The organism is Xanthomonas sp. NCPPB 3583 (genome assembly GCF_041475715.2).
GTDB lineage: Bacteria > Pseudomonadota > Gammaproteobacteria > Xanthomonadales > Xanthomonadaceae > Xanthomonas > Xanthomonas euvesicatoria.
Genome location: NZ_CM191263.1, coordinates 3,392,176 through 3,411,001, shown reverse-complemented (window position 1 = coordinate 3,411,001; position 18,826 = coordinate 3,392,176). Strand labels below are relative to the sequence as shown.

Annotated in this window: 15 protein-coding genes and 1 other RNA gene; 14 read left to right on the top strand and 2 right to left on the bottom strand. The window is 64.5% G+C overall.

Translation table 11 applies throughout. The annotated features are described in order from the left end of the window. Nucleotides 1–38: 38 nt before the first annotated feature. The 8 genes from pdxH (at nt 39) to ACCQ07_RS14890 (ending at nt 5,997) form a co-directional block, all read left to right on the top strand. A complete protein-coding gene (pdxH, locus tag ACCQ07_RS14925) occupies nt 39–638 on the top strand; it encodes a pyridoxamine 5'-phosphate oxidase (protein WP_008571714.1) in 600 nt (199 codons plus the stop codon). 179 nt (nt 639–817) lie between these two features. Further along, the gene (locus ACCQ07_RS14920) at nt 818–1,234 is read left to right on the top strand and encodes a YjfI family protein (RefSeq protein ID WP_042773933.1); all 417 of its coding nucleotides are present in this window, start codon (nt 818–820) and stop codon (nt 1,232–1,234) included. 12 nt (nt 1,235–1,246) lie between these two features. Beyond that, the gene (locus ACCQ07_RS14915; RefSeq protein WP_011348181.1) at nt 1,247–2,020 is read left to right on the top strand and encodes a PspA/IM30 family protein; all 774 of its coding nucleotides are present in this window, start codon (nt 1,247–1,249) and stop codon (nt 2,018–2,020) included. Nucleotides 2,021–2,045: 25 nt separating this feature from the next. Next, on the top strand, nt 2,046–3,128 hold the full coding sequence (locus tag ACCQ07_RS14910; RefSeq protein WP_046931902.1) for a potassium channel family protein: 1,083 nt from the start codon (nt 2,046–2,048) through the stop codon (nt 3,126–3,128). Continuing rightward, a complete protein-coding gene (locus ACCQ07_RS14905) occupies nt 3,125–3,802 on the top strand; it encodes a YjfK family protein (RefSeq protein WP_171309888.1) in 678 nt (225 codons plus the stop codon). The genes ACCQ07_RS14910 and ACCQ07_RS14905 overlap by 4 nt, the downstream gene beginning before the upstream one ends. A gap of 37 nt (nt 3,803–3,839) precedes the next feature. Continuing rightward, on the top strand, nt 3,840–4,244 hold the full coding sequence (locus ACCQ07_RS14900) for a DUF350 domain-containing protein (protein ID WP_003489536.1): 405 nt from the start codon (nt 3,840–3,842) through the stop codon (nt 4,242–4,244). A 12-nt stretch (nt 4,245–4,256) separates the two neighbouring features. After that, nucleotides 4,257–4,829 carry a DUF1190 domain-containing protein gene (locus ACCQ07_RS14895; protein ID WP_008573065.1) on the top strand — a complete coding sequence of 191 codons (573 nt, stop codon included), beginning with the start codon at nt 4,257–4,259 and terminating at the stop codon, nt 4,827–4,829. Nucleotide 4,830: 1 nt separating this feature from the next. Beyond that, nucleotides 4,831–5,997 (top strand): glutathionylspermidine synthase family protein, encoded by a 1,167-nt coding sequence (locus ACCQ07_RS14890; protein ID WP_011348178.1) that lies wholly within the window; start codon nt 4,831–4,833, stop codon nt 5,995–5,997. Between the two features lie 567 nt (nt 5,998–6,564). Here the strand turns inward: ACCQ07_RS14890 and ACCQ07_RS14885 are convergent. Further along, nucleotides 6,565–7,938, bottom strand: coding sequence for an MFS transporter (locus tag ACCQ07_RS14885; protein WP_057680692.1), 1,374 nt, complete (start codon nt 7,936–7,938; stop codon nt 6,565–6,567). A gap of 99 nt (nt 7,939–8,037) precedes the next feature. Here ACCQ07_RS14885 and soxR point away from each other — a divergent pair, with 99 nt between their 5' ends. The 3 genes from soxR (at nt 8,038) to ACCQ07_RS14870 (ending at nt 12,455) form a co-directional block, all read left to right on the top strand. Beyond that, on the top strand, nt 8,038–8,484 hold the full coding sequence (gene soxR, locus ACCQ07_RS14880) for a redox-sensitive transcriptional activator SoxR (protein WP_057680693.1): 447 nt from the start codon (nt 8,038–8,040) through the stop codon (nt 8,482–8,484). 216 nt (nt 8,485–8,700) lie between these two features. Beyond that, nucleotides 8,701–10,710 carry a M1 family metallopeptidase gene (locus tag ACCQ07_RS14875; RefSeq protein WP_057680694.1) on the top strand — a complete coding sequence of 670 codons (2,010 nt, stop codon included), beginning with the start codon at nt 8,701–8,703 and terminating at the stop codon, nt 10,708–10,710. A gap of 947 nt (nt 10,711–11,657) precedes the next feature. Then, nucleotides 11,658–12,455, top strand: coding sequence for a YopJ family acetyltransferase (locus ACCQ07_RS14870; protein ID WP_209244054.1), 798 nt, complete (start codon nt 11,658–11,660; stop codon nt 12,453–12,455). Nucleotides 12,456–12,543: 88 nt separating this feature from the next. Here the strand turns inward: ACCQ07_RS14870 and ACCQ07_RS14865 are convergent. Further along, nucleotides 12,544–12,618: non-coding RNA, sX9 sRNA (locus ACCQ07_RS14865), on the bottom strand. 902 nt (nt 12,619–13,520) lie between these two features. Here ACCQ07_RS14865 and ACCQ07_RS14860 point away from each other — a divergent pair. The 3 genes from ACCQ07_RS14860 to ACCQ07_RS14850 all read left to right on the top strand — a co-directional run bounded on the left by ACCQ07_RS14860 (nt 13,521) and on the right by ACCQ07_RS14850 (nt 18,814). After that, a complete protein-coding gene (locus tag ACCQ07_RS14860) occupies nt 13,521–16,679 on the top strand; it encodes a TonB-dependent receptor (RefSeq protein WP_008573056.1) in 3,159 nt (1,052 codons plus the stop codon). A gap of 325 nt (nt 16,680–17,004) precedes the next feature. Beyond that, nucleotides 17,005–17,763 carry a SapC family protein gene (locus ACCQ07_RS14855; protein ID WP_011348172.1) on the top strand — a complete coding sequence of 253 codons (759 nt, stop codon included), beginning with the start codon at nt 17,005–17,007 and terminating at the stop codon, nt 17,761–17,763. Nucleotides 17,764–17,767: 4 nt separating this feature from the next. Beyond that, the gene (locus ACCQ07_RS14850) at nt 17,768–18,814 is read left to right on the top strand and encodes a cupin-like domain-containing protein (RefSeq protein ID WP_031423634.1); all 1,047 of its coding nucleotides are present in this window, start codon (nt 17,768–17,770) and stop codon (nt 18,812–18,814) included. The last annotated feature ends 12 nt before the right edge of the window (nt 18,815–18,826 follow it).

Genomic DNA, 18,826 nt, shown 5'->3' with positions numbered 1-18,826 from the left:
GCCCACAATAGGCGTCCATCTGGCTGCCACGCACCGTCATGACCGATCTGTACGCAGAAGCTCTTGCCACCTTCGCCGCGCTGTATGCCGAGGCGCAGAACAGCGCCGAACCCGAAGCCAGCGCGATGACCGTGGCCACCGCCAACGTGGATGGCCGGCCGAGCGCGCGCACCGTGTTGCTCAAGGCCTTCGACGCGCGCGGGTTCGTGTTCTACACCCATCTGGACAGCGCAAAGGGCCGCGACCTGCAGACCCACCCGCAGGCGGCGCTGCTGTTCCTGTGGCGCAGCCTGCGCGAGGCCGGCATCCAGGTGCGCATCGAAGGCGGCGTGCAGCTGGTGAGCGCGGACGAATCCGATGCGTACTTCGCCTCGCGCCCGCGCATGAGCCAGATCGGCGCGTGGGCCTCGCGGCAGTCGCAGACGCTGGGTTCGCGCGAAGAGTTCGATGCGGCCATTGCCAAGGTCGAAGCGACGTTCGAAGGGCGCGAGGTGCCGCGCCCGGATGGTTGGGGCGGGTTCCGGGTGGTGCCGCAGGCGTTCGAGTTTTGGTACGGCGCCAAGTTCCGCCTGCACGAGCGCTGGCGCTACGAGGCCGACGCGGCCAGCCATTGGAGCAAGCGGATGCTGTATCCGTGAGGCAGCCGCCCGGCAGGGGGCGACAAGCCAGCTGAACGGGCGGTTTGCTCGCCTGCCGCGCGCCTGACCAGCTGACTTCCGGCCCTTTCTGCCGGTCACGGGCAGTCTGTAGTATGTCCGGTCGCTGCAGGACATTCGCTGCATCACCACCACGGCATGACCAAAGGACAGGACATCGTATGACGCAGTACACCACCGTCGAATTGCACGGCCTGCTGGCCGAGCGCTACCGTGGCCAGCCAATCCAGGTCGAACTGATCGACGGCCTGGAGCCGGCCATCAATCTCACCCTGGCCGACCACGGCGACATGCAGATCCAGGTTGCCGCTTCCGGCTCGCAGGTTTTCGTGTCCACGCTGCTGGCCCATGCCGAGCACGTCAACGACCGCGCCGCCTTCAACGACGCCTGCCTGCGCCTGAATCCGCTCAACCCCTTGTCCAACCTGGGCCTGGTCCAGGTCGAGGGCAAGGACCGTTACGTGGTGTTTGGCGAACTGTCGGCCTCCTCGACGCTCGACCAGATCGACGAAGAAATCCAGACCCTGGCGGCCAATACGTTGGATGCCGCCGAATCTCTCAAGCCGTTCTTTTCCTAAAGGCGTGTTGTCATGAGTATCTTTTCCAAGCTGATCACGCTGCTGCGTGGTACCGCACACGAAACCGGCCAGAAGGCCGTCGACGCCAATGCGCTGCGCATCCTGGATCAGGAAATGCGCGATGCCGGCGCCCAGCTCACGCGCTCGCGCGAAGAGCTCACCAAGCTGATGGCGCAGAGCAAGCTGGCCCAGCAGAAGATCGACGCACGCGCCGGCAAGATGGCCGAATACACGCGCTACATCGAAGGCGCGCTGGCCAAGAACGATGAAGCGCTGGCACACGATGTGGCGGTCAAGCTGGCCGCCCTGGAAAGCGAGGATGCCGGCGACAAGGCCTCCAAGACCGCGCTGGACCAGTCGGTGGTGACGCTCAAGGCCACCATCCAGAAGACCGAGAACCAGCTGCGCGGCATGCGCCAGCAGATCGATACGGTCAAGGCCACCGACGCGGTGCAGAAGGCGCAGGCCGCCATTGCCGCGCGCCACTCCGGCGCCAGCAGCAAGATGGGCTCGGCGCTGGAATCGCTGGAGCGCATCAAGGCGCGCCAGGCCGAAACCTCGGCGCGCATCGAATCGGCCGAAGAACTCGAAGCGTCCACCGGCGATGGCGATCTCAATCGGCGCCTGGCGGCGGCCGGCCTGATGGAAGGCGAATCCAACGCCGCTGCGGTGCTGGCACGCTTCAAGAAGCCGGCCGCGCAGCTGGGTCACGAGAACGCCGGCGGCACCGCGCCGCTGATTGGCCAGGTGCGCGACGTGCAGCAGGTTCCGCGCAGCGACAGCTGATCCATCGCACGGCACAGGATGCGCCATGATCATCGTTGGACGGCTGTTGCGGGTCCTGCGGCGCCACGTGCGCCGCGTCAGCTGGGGCATGGTGGCGCTGGCACTGCTGGCGCACATGGGGCTGAGCTGGTTGCTGCTGCTGTGGGCCGGCGAGCACAAGCTCGTCGGCCTGGACGCATTTCCGTACTACTACATGACCACTGCCACCACCATCGGCTACGGCGACCTGTCGCCGGGTTCGGTGGCCGGGCGCTATATCGCCGCGTTCGTGTTGATGCCGGGCGCGGTGGCGTTGTTCGCCACGGTGCTGGCCAAGACCAGCGGCGTGCTCATCACTTTCTGGAGGCGCCACCACATGGGCAAGATGGCCTATGCAGACCTGCGCGGGCACACCATTCTGATCGGCTGGCAGGGCGCCGCCTCCACGCGCCTGCTGGAATTGCTGCTGTCCGACACCGCCACCGATGACGAAGGCGTGGTGCTGATCGCCGAGGGCGTGGCGGAAAATCCGATGCCCGACCACATGCGCTTCATCGCCGCCGAGTCGTACACGCACACCGAGGTGTACCTGCGTGCCGGCATTGCCGGCGCGGCGCGGGTGATCGTCAACCCGCCCTCCGACGACCAGACCCTGGCGGCGGTGTTCGCGTTGATGGCGCATGCGCCGGCCGCGCATGTCGTGGCGCACTTCGATTCGGCCAGCGCGGCCCGATTGGTCAACTGCCATTACCCGGCCATCGAGTGCACGCGGCCGATGACCGCCGAGATCCTGGCACGTGCGGCGCAGGATCCGGGCAGTGCGGCGCTCACCGCCGAGCTGCTGTCGGTGGACGATGGTCCCACCCAGTTCAGTCTTGTTGTGCCTGCGAATGTGCAACCGCTGGATTACAGCCGGCTTGCGGCCGATTTTGGCCAGCGTGGCGCATTGCTGCTGGGCCTGCGCGCGCCCGACGGCGCGTTGCGCTTGAACCCGCCAGCACGCACCGCCGTCGCCGCCGGTGCCATGCTGTATTACCTGTCCGAGCAGCGCGTGCCGGCGCACGCCATCGCCTGGCAGGCCATGCGCAGCGAGGCAGCTTCCCTTCCCCCATCGCCACAAGGTGTCTGACGATGAGTTTTTTCAGCAAGTTGTTCGGTCAACCGCAACCGCCGCCGCTGCCCACTTCCGGAAGTGGCGCGATCGGTCACGCGCTGCCCCTGGGGCTGCGTGTCGGTGGTCAGGTGGAGATCGACACCACCCTGTACCGCATGGCGCCGGAGGCCATGACCGCCGAGTTGCCGGGCGGGCACCAGGGCATTCCCTGCTACGGTCACGTCAATCTGGGCGATGGCTATGCGCTGCATCGCTTCTACCTGGACGACGATGCGTTCCTGCAGGTCACCACCGTGGGGGGCGATCTGGAAGCGATGAAGGCCTTCGTGTATTGCGAAACGGTGAACCCGCCCAGCAAGCAGGCGTTTCAGGAGTTCGTGATGCAGCACCCGCACCTGGGCGCGGCGCAGATCGAGTACGCCGGCAGACAGTGGCAGCGCGCAACGCAATCCACCGATGACGCGTCACGGATTCCGCCGATCGCCTACGACGAAGTGCTGTACCGCTACCAGCCGCCGCGCCGCGATGGCGATCTGACCCATTACGCCATGCTCTACAGCCGCGATGTGCCGGAGCTGCAGCGCGAAGAATTCCTGCTGGTGACCGGCGAAGATTCCGGCCCCAACGAATTCTGCGTCACCTATGCGGTCGGTATCGATGTCACCGTTGCCGATCTGGATATCACCTGAGCGCGCCCGCGCGTCTTCCACCCACCTTGGTCCTGTCATGAATCCGATCAATCTGCAGAGTTTTCTCGCGTTTCTTTCCTATTTCGGTACCGGCCTGGGTGTGCTGATCGTCTCGGTGGTGCTGGTGACCCTGGTCACCCCGCATAAGGATTTCACCTTGCTGCGGCAGGGCAATGTGGCAGCGGCCACCGCGCTGGCCGGCAACCTGATCGGCGTGGCGCTGCCGCTGCATTCGGCCATCACCCATTCGGTGAGCCTGATCGACGCCCTGATCTGGGGCCTGGTGGCCTGCGGCATCCAGGTGGTGGCCTACCTGCTGGCCAATCTGGTGGCTGGGCGCATCTCGCGGCAGATCACCGACAACATCACCGCCGCCGGTATCTTTTCGGCCGGCGTGTCGATCGCAGTGGGGCTGATCAATGCCGCCGCGATCACGCCGTAACGGAGCGCAGGCATGAAGCGATCACGCAATCTCAAACTCACCCTGATGGCTGCGCTGCCGGCCGCCTTCGTCACCGGCTGCGGCTCGGAGCCGGAGACCGGTGTGGTGCTGCAATCGGCGTCGGACTGTTACCAGATCAAGCAGGAACAGTCCGATATCCAGCAATGCCTCAAGGCCTACGACGAGGCGGTGGCCAAGCATCAGCAGGCCGCGCCGCGCTTCACCACGCGCTACGAGTGCGATGAACAGTTCGGCAGCTGCACGGCGATCACCAACCCGCAGGGGCAGCAGAGCTGGATCCCGCCGATGGGCGGTTTTTTGCTGGGTTATGCGCTGGGCAACATGAGCGGCGGCGGTTACCGCTATGGCGGCTCGATTCCGCTGTACCGCGATTACCGCAGCGGCGGTTACTACAAGCCCAATGGCGATCTGGCCAGCAACCGCATTGGCACGGTGCGTGGGCGCAGCGGCGCCATCGACATGCCCACGCGCGCCATCACCGTGTCGCGTTCGGGCTTCGGTTCCAGCGCGGCGGCGCGCAGTTCGTTCGGCAGCGGCGGGCGCAGCTCGGGCTTCGGCGGCTGACATGCAACGCATCCTGATTCCCGAACGCGCGGACTGGCGCACGCAGGCCGAATCGCTGGGCTTCCACTTCCACACCATCGACGGCGAACCGTATTGGGACGAAAGCGCCTACTACGCGTTTTCGCTGCGTCAGATCGAAGACGACATCGAAGCGCCCACGCAAGAGTTGCACGACATGGCGATGCAGCTGGTGGACGAGGTGGTGGGCTCGGAAGCGCTGATGACCCAGCTGGCCATCCCGCCGTTCTACTGGGACTGGATCGCCAACTCCTGGAAAGGGCGCGACCCGCATCTATATGGCCGCATGGACCTGGCATATTCGGGCGATGGCCCGGCCAAGCTGTACGAACTCAATTACGACACGCCAACATCGCTTTACGAATCGGCCTACTTCCAGTGGCTGTGGCTGGAACAGCAGATCGCCAGCGGTGCGCTGCCCAAGGGAACCGATCAGTACAACCTGATCCAGGACCTGCTGTGCGAAACCCTGGGCGCGCTGGCCGTCGATGGCGCGATCGGCGCGCAGATGCATTTTGCGGCGGTGCGCGATTCGCTGGAGGATCGCGCCACCGTGCGTTACCTGCGCGACTGTGCGCACCAGGTGGGCATCAGCACCGAGGAAGTGGCCATCGAGGACATCGGCCTGAGCGCCGAGGGCTGGTTCACCGACGAACAGGACCGGGTGATCCACACGCTGTTCAAGCTGTATCCGCTGGAATTCATGATGGAAGAACGCTTCGGGCCGGCATTGATCGCCGACCGGGTGCGCCTGATCGAGCCGGCATGGAAGTCGGTGTTGAGCAACAAGGGCATCCTGCCGCTGCTGTGGGACCGCCATCAGGGTCATCCGAATCTGCTGCCTGCCCGCTTTGCGCAGGCCGGTGAGGCACCAACCGCAGGCTGGGTGCGCAAGCCGCTGCTGTCGCGCGAGGGCGCCAACATCGCGCTGGTGACGGCGCAAGGCGAGGCCGCGCACACCGATGGCCCGTACGTGGACGGCCCGGCGATTCTGCAGGCGCATCACCCGCTGCCGGTGTTCGACGGGCGCCATGCGTTGGTGGGCAGCTGGGTTGTGGCGGATCGTCCTGCCGGATTGGGCATGCGCGACGACGCTGGCCCGATCACCCGCGACACCTCGCGCTTCGTGCCGCACGTCATCACCGATTGATGTGTATCGGCGGGTGCATCGCCAGTGCGAAGTGGCGGTGTCGCTAATTGGAGCAGGCCGTCCTTTGCGGCACACCTGCAGACGGGTGTGGGGAGGCATGCCCAGGGGGGGGGCGGCGGCGACAACGCCACCGCGTTGGCTCCGCCGGTCGCGCATGACAGATGCGCCAGCGCCGCGCAAGGCCTCAGGCGCATGCAAGGCGACGCATCTTTTCCACATCCCCTGTGGATGGAAGTTGCACAAGGCTGTGGACAAGTGCGTGCAGGCCCCGGCCTGCAACGCTGTCAAGATGGGTGGCGAAAAAATGACCAGCGGTTCGAGGGGGGCTTTTTTCGTGTGCGGGTCCATGCGATCCCGGCAGGATCGGCAAAGTGGTCGGCGCTGCTAACGCTGTGGTCTCGGGCCGGCATCGAGCGACCCTCTCCATGTGGTGAACCTGGAGATCACCTCGGTCGTTGCGATCCGCCAAGCCTTGGGGCTCATTCGCGTGCTGCCATCGACCGGCCACGTTGCCTCGGCAATGTGGTATGGCGTTACGTCGATGCCGCGTAGTCGCCGCGGACGCCATCACACCCGCCGCGCCACAAAAAAGCTCGCCACCGCCAGCAACCACGCCAACGCGAACACGCTCAGGTAGGCGGCGCGCGTGGCCGATGTCAGCAGCGCGGCGAACACTGCGCCCGCCAGCGCCAGCATGGCCGCCACCGCGATGGCTTCGCTCAGTTGCAAGGCAGAGCTGTTGGCGCCTTGCTGGGCCGGTGGCGACAGCGACAGCATCACCACCGACAGGCTGGGATACAGCAGGCCCATGCCCAGGCCGGTCAGCGCCCAGCCGGCAATTGCCAACGGCACAGGAATCGGCGGCCACACCGCACCCGCGCTGATCGCAATGCCCAGCGTCATCAACAGCGCGCCGCTCTTGAGCAGGCGAGGGCGCGACCAACCGGCGCGGCTGTGGCCCTGGTACCACGATCCGCCAAACCAGCCCAACGCACCCACGCTCAGTGCCACGCCGGCCAGCAGCGGCGAAAGCCCGCGTTCGCGCGACAGCAGCAGCGGCAAAAAGGCTTCAAAGCCGAAGAAGGCGGCCGCCGCAATGCCACGCAGCGCGATCACGCTCGGCAAGCCGCGCGCAAGCCGCAACGTACCAGCCGGCAGCAGGCGCCAGGCGCAATACGCGGTGAGCAACACGGCCGGCAGCATTGCGCCCGGCGCCAGCATGCCGTGCAGTTGCCCGCCCAGATACACGCCAAGCACGCCCATCGCCGCTCCGATAGCCCACCCCATCGAGGCGGTTGGCGCCTCGGACCCGTCGCGTGTCCAGGCCTGTCCGCGCAGCGCCGGCCACAGCAGTAATCCAGCCGGAATCGCCAACAGCGGCACCGACAAAAATACCCAGCGCCAGCCCAGGTGCTGCACGATCAATCCGCTGATGCCCGGCCCGATCAACGAGGGCACCACCCACCCCGCCGAAAACGCGGCAAACACGCGTGGGCGCAAGACCTCCGGGTACAGCCGCCCCACGATGACGTATAGGGCCACCGAATAGGCGCCGGCCCCCAGCCCCTGCAGCAAGCGCCCGGCGATCAACATCGGCATGCTCGGTGCCAGGCCGGCGACCAGCAGGCCGACCACAAAGCACAACAGGCCGGCAGCCAATGCACCGCCAGGACCGGCACGGTCGCTCCAGCGTCCGGCCGCCGTCATCCCGATCACGCTGGTGGCCAGCGCGCCGCCGAACGCCAACGCATACAGCGGCAGCCCGTTCAACTCGCGCGCCACCGTTGGCATGGCGGCGGCAACCGCCAGCGACTCGAACGCGTTGAGCGACACTAGCGCCACCATGCCCAGCGTCGCCGCGCGGTAAGGCGCGGCCAGGATGGAGGTGGGCTGCGTTTGGATGGACTGCACTGCGGCAGTGATCGGTCTTTCGGTAGGCATCGAACATCCAGGAAGGAAACGTGTATCGAGCCTTCACCGGTACTTGCACCGGTGAAGGCCGCGCAGCATCCTGCCTCAACCTAAGTTGAGGTCAAGGCAATGCAACGTGAGTTGTCCGTGGGCGAGGTCGCCAAGCGCAGCGGTGTTGCGGTGTCGGCGCTGCACTTCTACGAGCGCAAAGGCTTGATCAGCAGCCTGCGCACCGCCGGCAACCAGCGTCGTTATGCGCGCGATGTGCTGCGGCGCATCGCGGTGATCCGCGTGGCCCAGCGGCTCGGTGTGCCGTTGCAGCAGGTGCACGATGCCTTCTCGGTACTGCCGGACCAACGCACGCCCACGCGTGCGGAGTGGGCGCGCATGTCGGCGCGTTGGCGGAGCCAGCTGGACGCGCGCATCAATGAACTGCAGGCCTTGCGCGACCAGCTCACCGACTGCATCGGCTGCGGCTGCCTGTCGCTGCGCCGCTGCCGCCTGAGCAATCCGGACGATGCCATGGGCCACCGTGGTGAGGGGGCGTTGCGATTGGGTGGCCTGATGGCGGAGTAAGTCAGCCTGGCCAGCCGGCGCGGCGCACCGGGCCGAGCGGGGAGGGCCGGCGTCGCGCGGGCGCTCTGCGCGTGCGGCGCGTGCCTGGGCCTCCACCAGAGCAGCCATCGGCGGCTACCTCCCAAACCTCAGGCAGCCGCAACCGGGACCAATGGCATTCCCGCGCGCGGCAAACTGCGCCGTAGGATGGGAATTCCCTCCGCCGCAGGATTTCGCATGACCCCCACCGTGCGCCGATCACTCACCGTTGCATTGTCGCTGGCCTGCGTCGCTGCGGCGGCGCTTGCCGCTGCCGCGCCAGCCCGCGCCGCTCCCGCTGCCACGCCTGCGCCGGCGAGCGTGTTCGATCCGCTGGCCTTGTTCGCGCCCCTGCAATTGCCCGACGCTCCGAATAGCTACCGCAGCGGCAGCGGCGTACCTGGCCCGGCGTTCTGGCAGAACCGCGCCGATTACGATCTCAACGCGAGCATCGACCCGGCAACGCATTCCCTCAGCGGCGAGGCCGCCATCACCTACACCAACCACAGCCCCGACACGCTGGACGTGCTGTGGCTGCAACTGGACCAGAACATCTACCGCGCCGACGCGCGCGCTGCCGCCAGCCGGCCGCTCAAGCGCAAGCAGTTCACCGATGGCATGCAGATCGCCAGCGTCGAGATCGATCAAGGCGGGCGCCGCCAGCCGGCGCGCTTCATCGTCGACGACACCCGCATGCGGGTGGATCTGCCGCAACCGCTGGCCGGGCAGGGCAAGGCGCTCACCGTGCACATCCGTTACCGCTACACGATTCCCGGCACCTGGGGCGGGCGCACGGCGGTCAGTGCCAGCAAGCAAGGCGAGATCTACGAGATTGCGCAGTGGTATCCGCGCATGGCGGTGTACGACGATCTGCGTGGCTGGGACACGCAACCGTATCTGGGATCGGAGTTCTACCTGGAGTACGGCAATTTCGACTATGCCGTGACCGTGCCGGTGGGCTTTCTGGTCGCCGGCTCCGGCGCGCTGACCAATCCGCAGGACGTACTCAGCCGCACCGAACAGCAACGCCTGGAACACGCCCGCAGCAGCGACCGCACCGTGCTGATCCGCACGCCTGCCGAGGTAACCGCAGGTACGGCCAAACCGGCGGGCAAGGGCACGCAAACCTGGCGCTTCCACATGGATCACACCCGCGACGTCGCATTTGCCGCATCGCCGGCGTTCGTCTGGGATGCGGCGCGCATCAATTTGCCGGGCGGCAAGCACGCGCTTGCGATGTCGGTGTACCCGGTGGAAGGCGTGGGCGCAGACAAGTGGAACCGCTCTACCGAATACGTCAAAGGCGCCATCGAGCATTTTTCGCAGTGGTATCCGTATCCGTGGCCGGCAGCGATCAACCTGGGCGGCTATGGGGCCGGCATGGAATATCCGGGCATCGTCTTCGATGGTTTCGAAGACGGCGGCAAGGACCTGTTCTGGATCACCGCACACGAAATCGGCCACACCTGGTTCCCGATGATCGTCGGCTCCAACGAGCGCCGGCATGCGTTCATGGATGAAGGTTTCAATACCTTCATCGACGTGTATGCATCGGATGCGTTCAACAAGGGCGAATACGCGCCCAAGCGCGATTCGGAATATGCGCCCAAAGGTGGCAACCCGGTCGACGAAATCCTGCCGTTACTGGCCGACACCCACGCGCCGACGTTGATGGACAACGCAGATTCCACCAGCGAGACCTATCGCCATCCGCTGACCTACTTCAAGGGTGCTCTCGGCCTGGTGCTGTTGCGCGAGCAGATCCTGGGACCGGCGCGTTTCGATCCTGCATTTCGCAAATACATCGCCACCTGGGCTTACAAGCATCCCACGCCCTCGGACTTCTTCCGGCTGATGGAAAGCGAAAGCGGTGAGGACCTGTCCTGGTGGTGGCGCGGCTGGTATCTCAACAATTGGCAGCTGGACATGGGCATCGCCGACGCGCATTACGTCGACCACGACCCGGCCAAGGGAGTGCAAGTCACATTGCGCAGCCGGCAGAAGTTGGTGATGCCGGCGACCCTGCGTGCGGACCTGGCCGATGGCAGCCACCTGGACCGACGCATTCCGGTGGAAACATGGCTGCAGACCACTACCCCCACAGTCACCGTGCCAACTACCCAGAGAGTGCTGCACGTCACCTTGGACCCGGACCATGTGCTGCCAGATGCCGACCGCAGCGACGCGCGCGCGGACGTGAGCGGCTGAGCATTGCGCGAGGCGTGGGTGCCGACGTGGCCGCAGCGCGGTCGCGTCGGTGGCTGCGTGCGGCAACCGCCGACGAAAACGGAAACAAGCGCCTGCGTTGATCACCGGGCGAGCGCAGCAGTTGCCTGGCATCGATCGGCATTAGACGACGTGGCTCCTGTGCGATGAGGATGGGTTGCCCGACGACGACTGACTGCGTATGTCAGCTGCCCAAAGCCGCGCAGTCGATTGCGAAGAGGGTCGGCAGGGATACGTGTAAGAAAACAGCCAAAGGTGAGCTAACCCGCTGTAAGCAAAGGGCATTAACACGAATCCCTGCCGACTCTCAGCATGGTCACACACTGAACTGCTATCTGGCGCGGTATTGAGCAGCCATCTCGGCCGTTACGTCTTTCGGATAGCAAAGGGGCGCGTAACCGCCGCCACGGCTATATGCGCTCCTACCCCCACAGCTGCTTCAATTACGCGCTGTGTTATAGGGGCAAGGACAGTTGCCTGGATACGAACTGATGGATTCCCAAATCAGCGCCGTCTTGACTCCCTGCCGACCCTCAACTTTCGCGGCAATGCCTTCGTCGTCCCAGCCAGAACTTCGGTGAGGCCAAGCGAATCGGAGAACTAGTCACCAAACTTGCATTCTACGGTTACTGCAGGAGATCACCATGGGACTATGCAATTCAAAGAGCGTGGCAGGCTCGGTGGCAGGCTCACCTACAGCAACTTCACTTGAGCATTATCCAAACATCGCCACAGAGCAGACCACCCCTCCTAGGCCTTCATCTCCCGATACGTCCATGTCACCCAGCCTGCATGACTTGGCGGCACTCGGCTCTCCCCGAGCGAGGCGGGCCCGCTCGGGGACATCCGCCAGTCCCTCCGGCACCGGCATCATTGCAGGGCAAGTGTCTTTTCCTTATTCGCCGCCCGGACCTACGCTCGCGGCTCAATTGCAGGACTTCATTGACGCGCTGGAGCACGCCGAGCGTCAAGGAAAACAATATCCGGCGGCCGAACTAGATCAGAAGTTCCAGCCACAGGTGGTGGTGGCCCAGAATCACATCCACCCCACTCTCGAGGTGAAGGTCTTCGATGCGTCGGCATCCGAGCCGGATGCCTTGCGGCAAGCTATTGTCAATACCAGGCGGGGTCAGCGGTGGCGCGCCGTCGTTAACGTGGAGCGGATCCATGGAAAGGGAGCGCCTAGCCATGGCATTGCGGTGGACGTATCGGGAGGTCGTGGCAAGGTGTCCATCTTGGCGGTCGACAGCGTATGGGGATGCACCGACACGCTGTCCGTCATGACCGCCGCGTTGAAGGGCGTGAAGAACGCGACGCTGACCATCCTCAACACGGGCACGCAGAAGGATGTCATCAACTGCAAGACCTTCGCCCTGGCGAATGCGAAGGCGATGGCGAATAACGATGACTTGATTGTGGATCTCCACAAGAAGAATTTTAGCGGGAAGATTGTCGGGACGAGCGATACCATCAATGACGTGGACGTCACGATCGCGCGCGGCTCCGACGTGCTCGATGCGAGCTTCTTCCGGCATACGACGTCGAAGGACGTTTTCGACGATCTTCCCGCGCATATCCGGGAACCATTGGAAGAGAGCTTCGCCCAGAACTTCCGGGAGATCGAGGCGGGAGGCAAGCGCAGGGCGTACAACACCTCCATCCAGCAAGAGAGGCTCAAGTACCTGAGGGATGCGCTGCTTTTCGCCGACTCCGGGTATGGGAGCTAAGCGCTCCAGGAGCCCGCGAGGTGCCCCTGAGATAATTGAGGCTCGGCAGGATTCGTGCAAACATCTTTTTACTTACGGTATTCAAAGTGGCTAACAAAACGCATCGAGCGGCCGTCAGGTGGACGCTGACGGCGCGCTCAGAACCGCAGTGTACGAGTGGTATGAGGATCCGAGCACCGGCCGCGTCCGCCTGGCAGCTGTGCAGTAGTTTTGCCGGCTGCTCTTAGCTAACTTTTGGCTTGTTTTACACGAATCCCTGCCGACCCTCGAGAAGCGTGCACCTTCTTCTTCGCGCAGTGCTCGTCGCTGCACTGACACACAGGCGACGTGCAATCGGCAGGCGCATGCAGTGCGTTGCCGCGTCCTGTGCAGCGCCGACTTTTACATGCGCAATCCAGACGCCCGGCACTGGTCGTGAACCCAGGTTTGCGCAATCGCCGCATTCCACTCCATTGCGACACGTTCATTGTGCAAATTTCACCGTTCGACCCGACGGTTTTTGCGTAATGCCGTGATAACGCTTACAGCCCCGCCAGTATTGAAAACCGCATGCGGGCTCAAGCGACTGCGGTATCGGCTGTAACAGTGCACAGCCATCACTATGCTGCAACGCACGGTGACAAGCCCTTTATGCCCTGACTAGGCTGCGCGGCATGTTAGCGCTATCACTGGCTGACACGTCGTGCAAAGAACCTGCAACAAACGCAACAATGGCGTGGCAACGCCTTTGCTGCGGCGGGTAGACGTGCACGCACATCGCAGGTCGACGGTCGAAGGGGCGATCGGCAGCCTGCGTGCTAGGGGACAGATCGAGGGCAACTGAGACAACGTCAAGCGGTTGTTGCGTGGTGCGTGTGGCGCGGTGCAAGGAGGGAGATGCCATCAGGACATGTCCGATCCAGGCGCCGGCTGCGCCCGCACGACAAATGCATGGCGTTGGATTGGTGGCTCCAGCAGTTGCAGCAGCGTTGGCCACGGCCTGTCGGGCAGTGGCCACGATTCCGCCGTATCGCATGCCGCGATACCGGCCGTTGGCGGTTGGACTCCACTCCCGAGGACACATCGATGCGTCGTACGTTGAACAGCTTCAAGTCGAAGGCCATGTTCACCTTCGTTGGTGGCCTGTTGGTCATCAATCCCGCTTTTGCGCAGGATGTCGCTCCGCCGCCTGCACCGGCGCCGCAATCCAGCAGTGATTCCGCCACCACCCTGGATGCCGTCAACGTGACCGGTATCCGCAACAGTCTCAACCAATCGATGGGCATCAAGCGCGATGCCGCCGGCGTGGTGGATGCGATCAGCGCCGAAGACATCGGCAAGTTTCCGGACACCAACCTGGCCGAATCGCTCCAGCGCATCACCGGCATTTCCATCGAGCGCCGTGATGGCGAGGGCGCGCAGGTCACCGCACGCGGCTTCGGCCCGCAGTTCAACACCGTCACCCTCAACGGCCGCCTGATCCCCGGTGCCGATGCGTTCGGTGCGCCCGGCCAGACGCCGATCGGCGGCGTGGATGTCGGCACGCGCGCGTTCAACTTCGCCCAGCTCGCCTCCGAAGCCATTACCGGCATCGAGGTGTTCAAGACCAGCCGCGCAACGGCGCCCAGCGGCGGTATCGGTGCGACGATCAATATCCAGACCGACAAGCCGTTCAATCACGATGGCGTGGTGGCCAACGCCGGTGCCAAGATGGTGTCCGACCGCTCCGAGCCCTTCGGCGATTCGCTCACCCCGGAAGTGTCGGGCATCTTCAGCTATACCAACCCGGACAAGACCTTCGGTATCGGCCTGAGCGCCAGCTACCAGAAGCGCCATGGCGGTTCGGTCCAAGCCACCGAAAACACCTGGAACATCCAGCGTTGGACCGGTACCGACCCGGCACTGCGCCCGGACGCGGTGGTGACCAATGCCCCGGCGATCGGCCAGTTGTATGGCATGCCCAACGATCTGCGCTACGCATTCGCCGATTTCCAGCGCGAACGCATGAACGGCCAGGCGGTGATGCAGTTCGCACCGACCGACAGCCTGACCCTGACCCTGGATTACACCTACTCGGCCAACGAAATTCGCGAAGAGCGCGGCGAGCAGGGCATCTGGCTGCAGCGCGCCAACAGCTTTACCGATCTGACCTTCGATACCGGCCAGGCCGTGGCCACGCCGGTCTATCTGCGCGATGTGCCCAATGGCGCGAAGGACTTCGGCATGGAACAACAGCGCAACGAGCAGAAGTACACGCTCGGCTCGCTGGGCTTCAATGCCGACTGGCAAGTGAGCGACCGCTTCCAGTTGAGCTTCGATGCGCATAACTCCAAGACGCAAAGCTTGCCCAACGACCCGACCACCGGCGGCAGCGCGACCTACTTCAGTTTCGCCGGCACCAACAACTGCACCAATGGGCCGTACTGCGGCGGCCAATGGGGGCAGGAATTGTGGTTCAACAATTCCTTGCCGATCGGCGCACGCACCTGGTATCCCACTGCGGCCGATTCGCTGGCAAACACCAATGGCGTGGTCAATCCCGCATTCACGCCCGCCGAGCTCGGCTCGCAGGTGCTGCGCATTTTCTATCAGAAGCAGGTGACCGAAACCAAGGAAGGACGCCTGGACGGCAAGTTCGACTTCGACGACGGGCGCTTCCAGTTTGGCGTGAGTTCGACCAACACCACCATGCAACGCCGGGTCAGCGAGACCAACTCGCCGCTGGGCGATTGGGGCGTGGCCAATGCAGGCAACGAGCCGGGCATGGTCGCATTGCTGCAACCGGTGAGCATCACCGGCATGTTCAAGGATTTCAATCCCAGCGGCGCGGCGTCCAGTGCATGGCGTGGCGATGCCGATCAGCTGGCGCTGTGGGGCGGAAGCCAGTACGGCGCAACCACGCGCTACAACCCGCAATACACTGCAGACAACCGGGTGGAAGAAAAGACCCGTGCCGCCTACGTGCAGTTGGAACTTGCCGGTGCCATCGCCGGGATGACCACCAATACGCGGCTGGGTCTGCGCTACGAGCGCACCGACGTGGAGTCCACCTCGCAGGTGGCCACGCCCACCGCGCTGCTGTGGCTGTCCAACAACGACTTCCAGTTGATCCGGTCTACCGACCAGCAGCCTTTCAGCGAGAAGACCAGCTACAACTACGTCCTCCCCAACATGGACTTCAGCATCGATTTCACCGATTCGCTGAAAGGCCGTGCCTCGTTCGGCCAGACCATCGCGCGCGCACCGTACAACAATCTCATCGCCGGACCCACGCCCAATACGCCCAACGGCTCGATCCTGATCAACCCGTCCAACCGCGCCGGCGGCGACTCGCAGACGCCCACGCTCGATCCGTTGGAATCGGACAACCTCGATCTGGCACTGGAGTGGTATTTCGCCGACGCCAGCTATGTGTCGGCGACGTTTTGGAACAAGCGCGTGAGCAATTTCATCGGCAATACCGTCACGCGTGAATCGCTGTACGGACTGACCGACCCCACTTCGGGGCCGGATGCCCAGGCCGCGCTGGCGTTCCTGCAAAGCGGTGCCTGCGCCGCACAGGTGGGCGCGGCCGGCAACGATGTCGCGGGCGCGTGTTCGGCCAACGACACCTCGCTGTTTGCGGCCATGGCACTGCTGCGCAATGCTGCTGCCACCGGCGGGCTGAGCGCCTACAACGGCAGTTCGGCGCAAAGCCTTGCGTTGGAGAATGCCTACGATATCGCCGGCAATGCCTCCGACCCGCTTTATCAGTTCGATGTGTCGCGGCCGATCAACCAGAACAAGGCCAACATCCACGGCTGGGAACTCGGCGGCCAGTACTTCTTCGGTAGCACCGGCTTCGGCATCTACGCCAACTACACCATCGTGGAAGGGGATGTGGCGTTCGATAACACCGTGATCGATCGCGATCAGTTTGCCTTGCTCGGTCTGAGCGACACCGCCAACGTCATGCTGATGTACGAAAAGTATGGCTGGAGCGCACGCCTGGCCTGGAACTGGCGTGACGAATACCTGATCGCTGCCAACCAGGACAATGCCAACCGCAACCCGTACTACGTCGAGCCGTATCAGCAGTTCGACCTCAGCGTCAGCTACGCCTTCAACAAGCAGCTGTCGGTGGGCTTCGAGGCGATCAACCTGACCGGTGAAGACGTCCGTTGGCACGGCCGCTCGGAGAAGCAGATCATCCGCCTGATCGACCAGCAACCGCGTTACACGCTGGGCGTGCGGTACGCGTTCTGATCCATCACGCGTTGTTAGCCGTCAATCCTGCGGCCGCCATCGTGTGATGGCGGCCGCAACCGGTTATTGCGCCGTTGCGCGCGTACGGTCTGCAGCCGCGTTTGCCGCAGTGCTCGCGCCGTCGGTGTGTGGGCGAACGGCCTTGCAATGCGCACGCATGCGCCACGCGCCGGTCTTCGGCGCCATGCAGTGCGTTGCTGCCCTGCGGCTTGCCGGCGCACGCATTTTTGGCAATGCTCAGCATCGATAAGCACGCGGGGAATGCGTGCGCCCGAATTCCCTCATGACTGCAGCGCTCCGCGATGGACGGCTGCTGGAGTTTCAGATGACGCGATACGCAGTGCTCAACAACGTGGCGCATCACGACCTGCGCGTGATCCTGCGCTTTGGTGCGCAATTCGGCGACGCGGTCGGCGTGGTGCCGGCCTTCGTCACCGAATATGCCGAGCTGCAGCGCGAGTACCCGCTGTTCTTCCGCAAGGATCCGGCCGGGAGTGGTTACCAGCCGGTGGCGCTGCTGGGCTTCGCACAGGATGAAAACCTGTTCCTGCAGGACGGGCGCTGGAATGCCAGCTATCTGCCGGGCATCGTTGCCAAGGGGCCGTTCCTGATCGGCTTCCAGGAGCAACACGTCGATGGGGCCCTGGTGCAGGAGCCGGTGATCCATGTCGACCTGGAACATCCGCGTATCAGCCGCAGCGAGGGCGAGGCGGTGTTCCTGCCGCAAGGCGGCCATAGCCCGTATCTGGAACACATCATCGGCGTGTTGCGCGGCATCCGCGATGGCGTGGACGCGGGACAGGCGATGGCGGCCGCCTTCGACGCGCTCGGCCTGATCCAGCCGGTGCGGCTGGACGTTGCGCTGGATGCCAGCCATGCCACGCAGTTGCAGGGCTTGTTCGCGATCGACCGCGAGCGGCTGGCCGCCCTGGATGCACAAGCGCTGCAGCAGTTGCATCAGGCCGGCTATCTGGAAGGTGCCTTCCTGATGCTGGCATCGCTGCACAACGTGCGCCGGCTGATGGCCGAGAAGCAGCGCCGCCTGCAGCAGTCGCACAGCGCCCCTGTTGCCGCGTACGCCTGAGCGTATGGCCGCACGTGCTACCGATCTGTCCGTCGCTGCAGGCGCCGCCATCGCCGAGCGTAGCGACTGCGATCCTGAGGTATTGCCGCTGCCCGCACTTTGCCAGGCCGCCGAGCCGGTGGTGCTGCGTGGCGTTGCGCGGCACTGGTCGCTGGTGCAGGCCGGGCTGCGCGGCGCCGATGAGGCCATGGCGCTGTTGCGCGCGCACGATACCGGCCGCCCCCTGCAGTATTCCTATGGCGGCCCGGAGATCGGCAGCCGCCCGTTTTATCGCGACGATTGCAGCGCGCTCAACTTCCAGGTGCAGTGCGGCAGCGTGAGTACCTTGCTGGATGCCATTGCGGCACATCGTGACGACCCGCAGCCGCCCACCTATTACCTGGCCTCGTTGCCGGTGGACGCCAATCTGCCAGGGTTGCGCGCCCACAACGATCTGGATGTGGCTGCCAACGGCAGCCCCGTGCAGCCCAGCATCTGGATCGGTAACCGGGTGATCGCTTCGTGCCACTACGATGCGCTGGACAACCTGGCGTGCTGCGCGGTCGGGCAACGGCGCTTTACGCTGTTTCCGCCGGAGCAGGTCGCCAATCTGTATCCGGGTCCGCTCGATCCTACGCCGGGCGGGCAGGTGGTGAGCATGGTCGATTTCGCCGATCCGGACCTGCAACGCTTTCCGCGTTTTGCCGATGCCTTGCCGCATGCGCGCAGCGTGGTGCTGGAGCCGGGCGATGCGTTGTTCATTCCCAGCATGTGGTGGCACCACGTCCAATCGCTGCAGCCGTTCAACGTGCTGATCAATTACTGGTGGAGCAGTGCGCCAGCGCACTTGCCCGCCGCGATGCCGGCGCTGTATCACGCGCTGTGGGCAATTCGCGACCGTCCGGCAGCCGAAAAACAGGCATGGCGCGCGTTGTTCGATCACTACGTGTTCGGCCCTGCCGAGCAGGCCGGCGAGCATCTGCCCGAACCGGCGCGCCATGCGCTCGGCCCCATCGACCCCATGCTGTCGCGGCAGCTGCGCGCCATGCTGATCGGCAAGTTGAACCGCTGATGTGCAGCACCG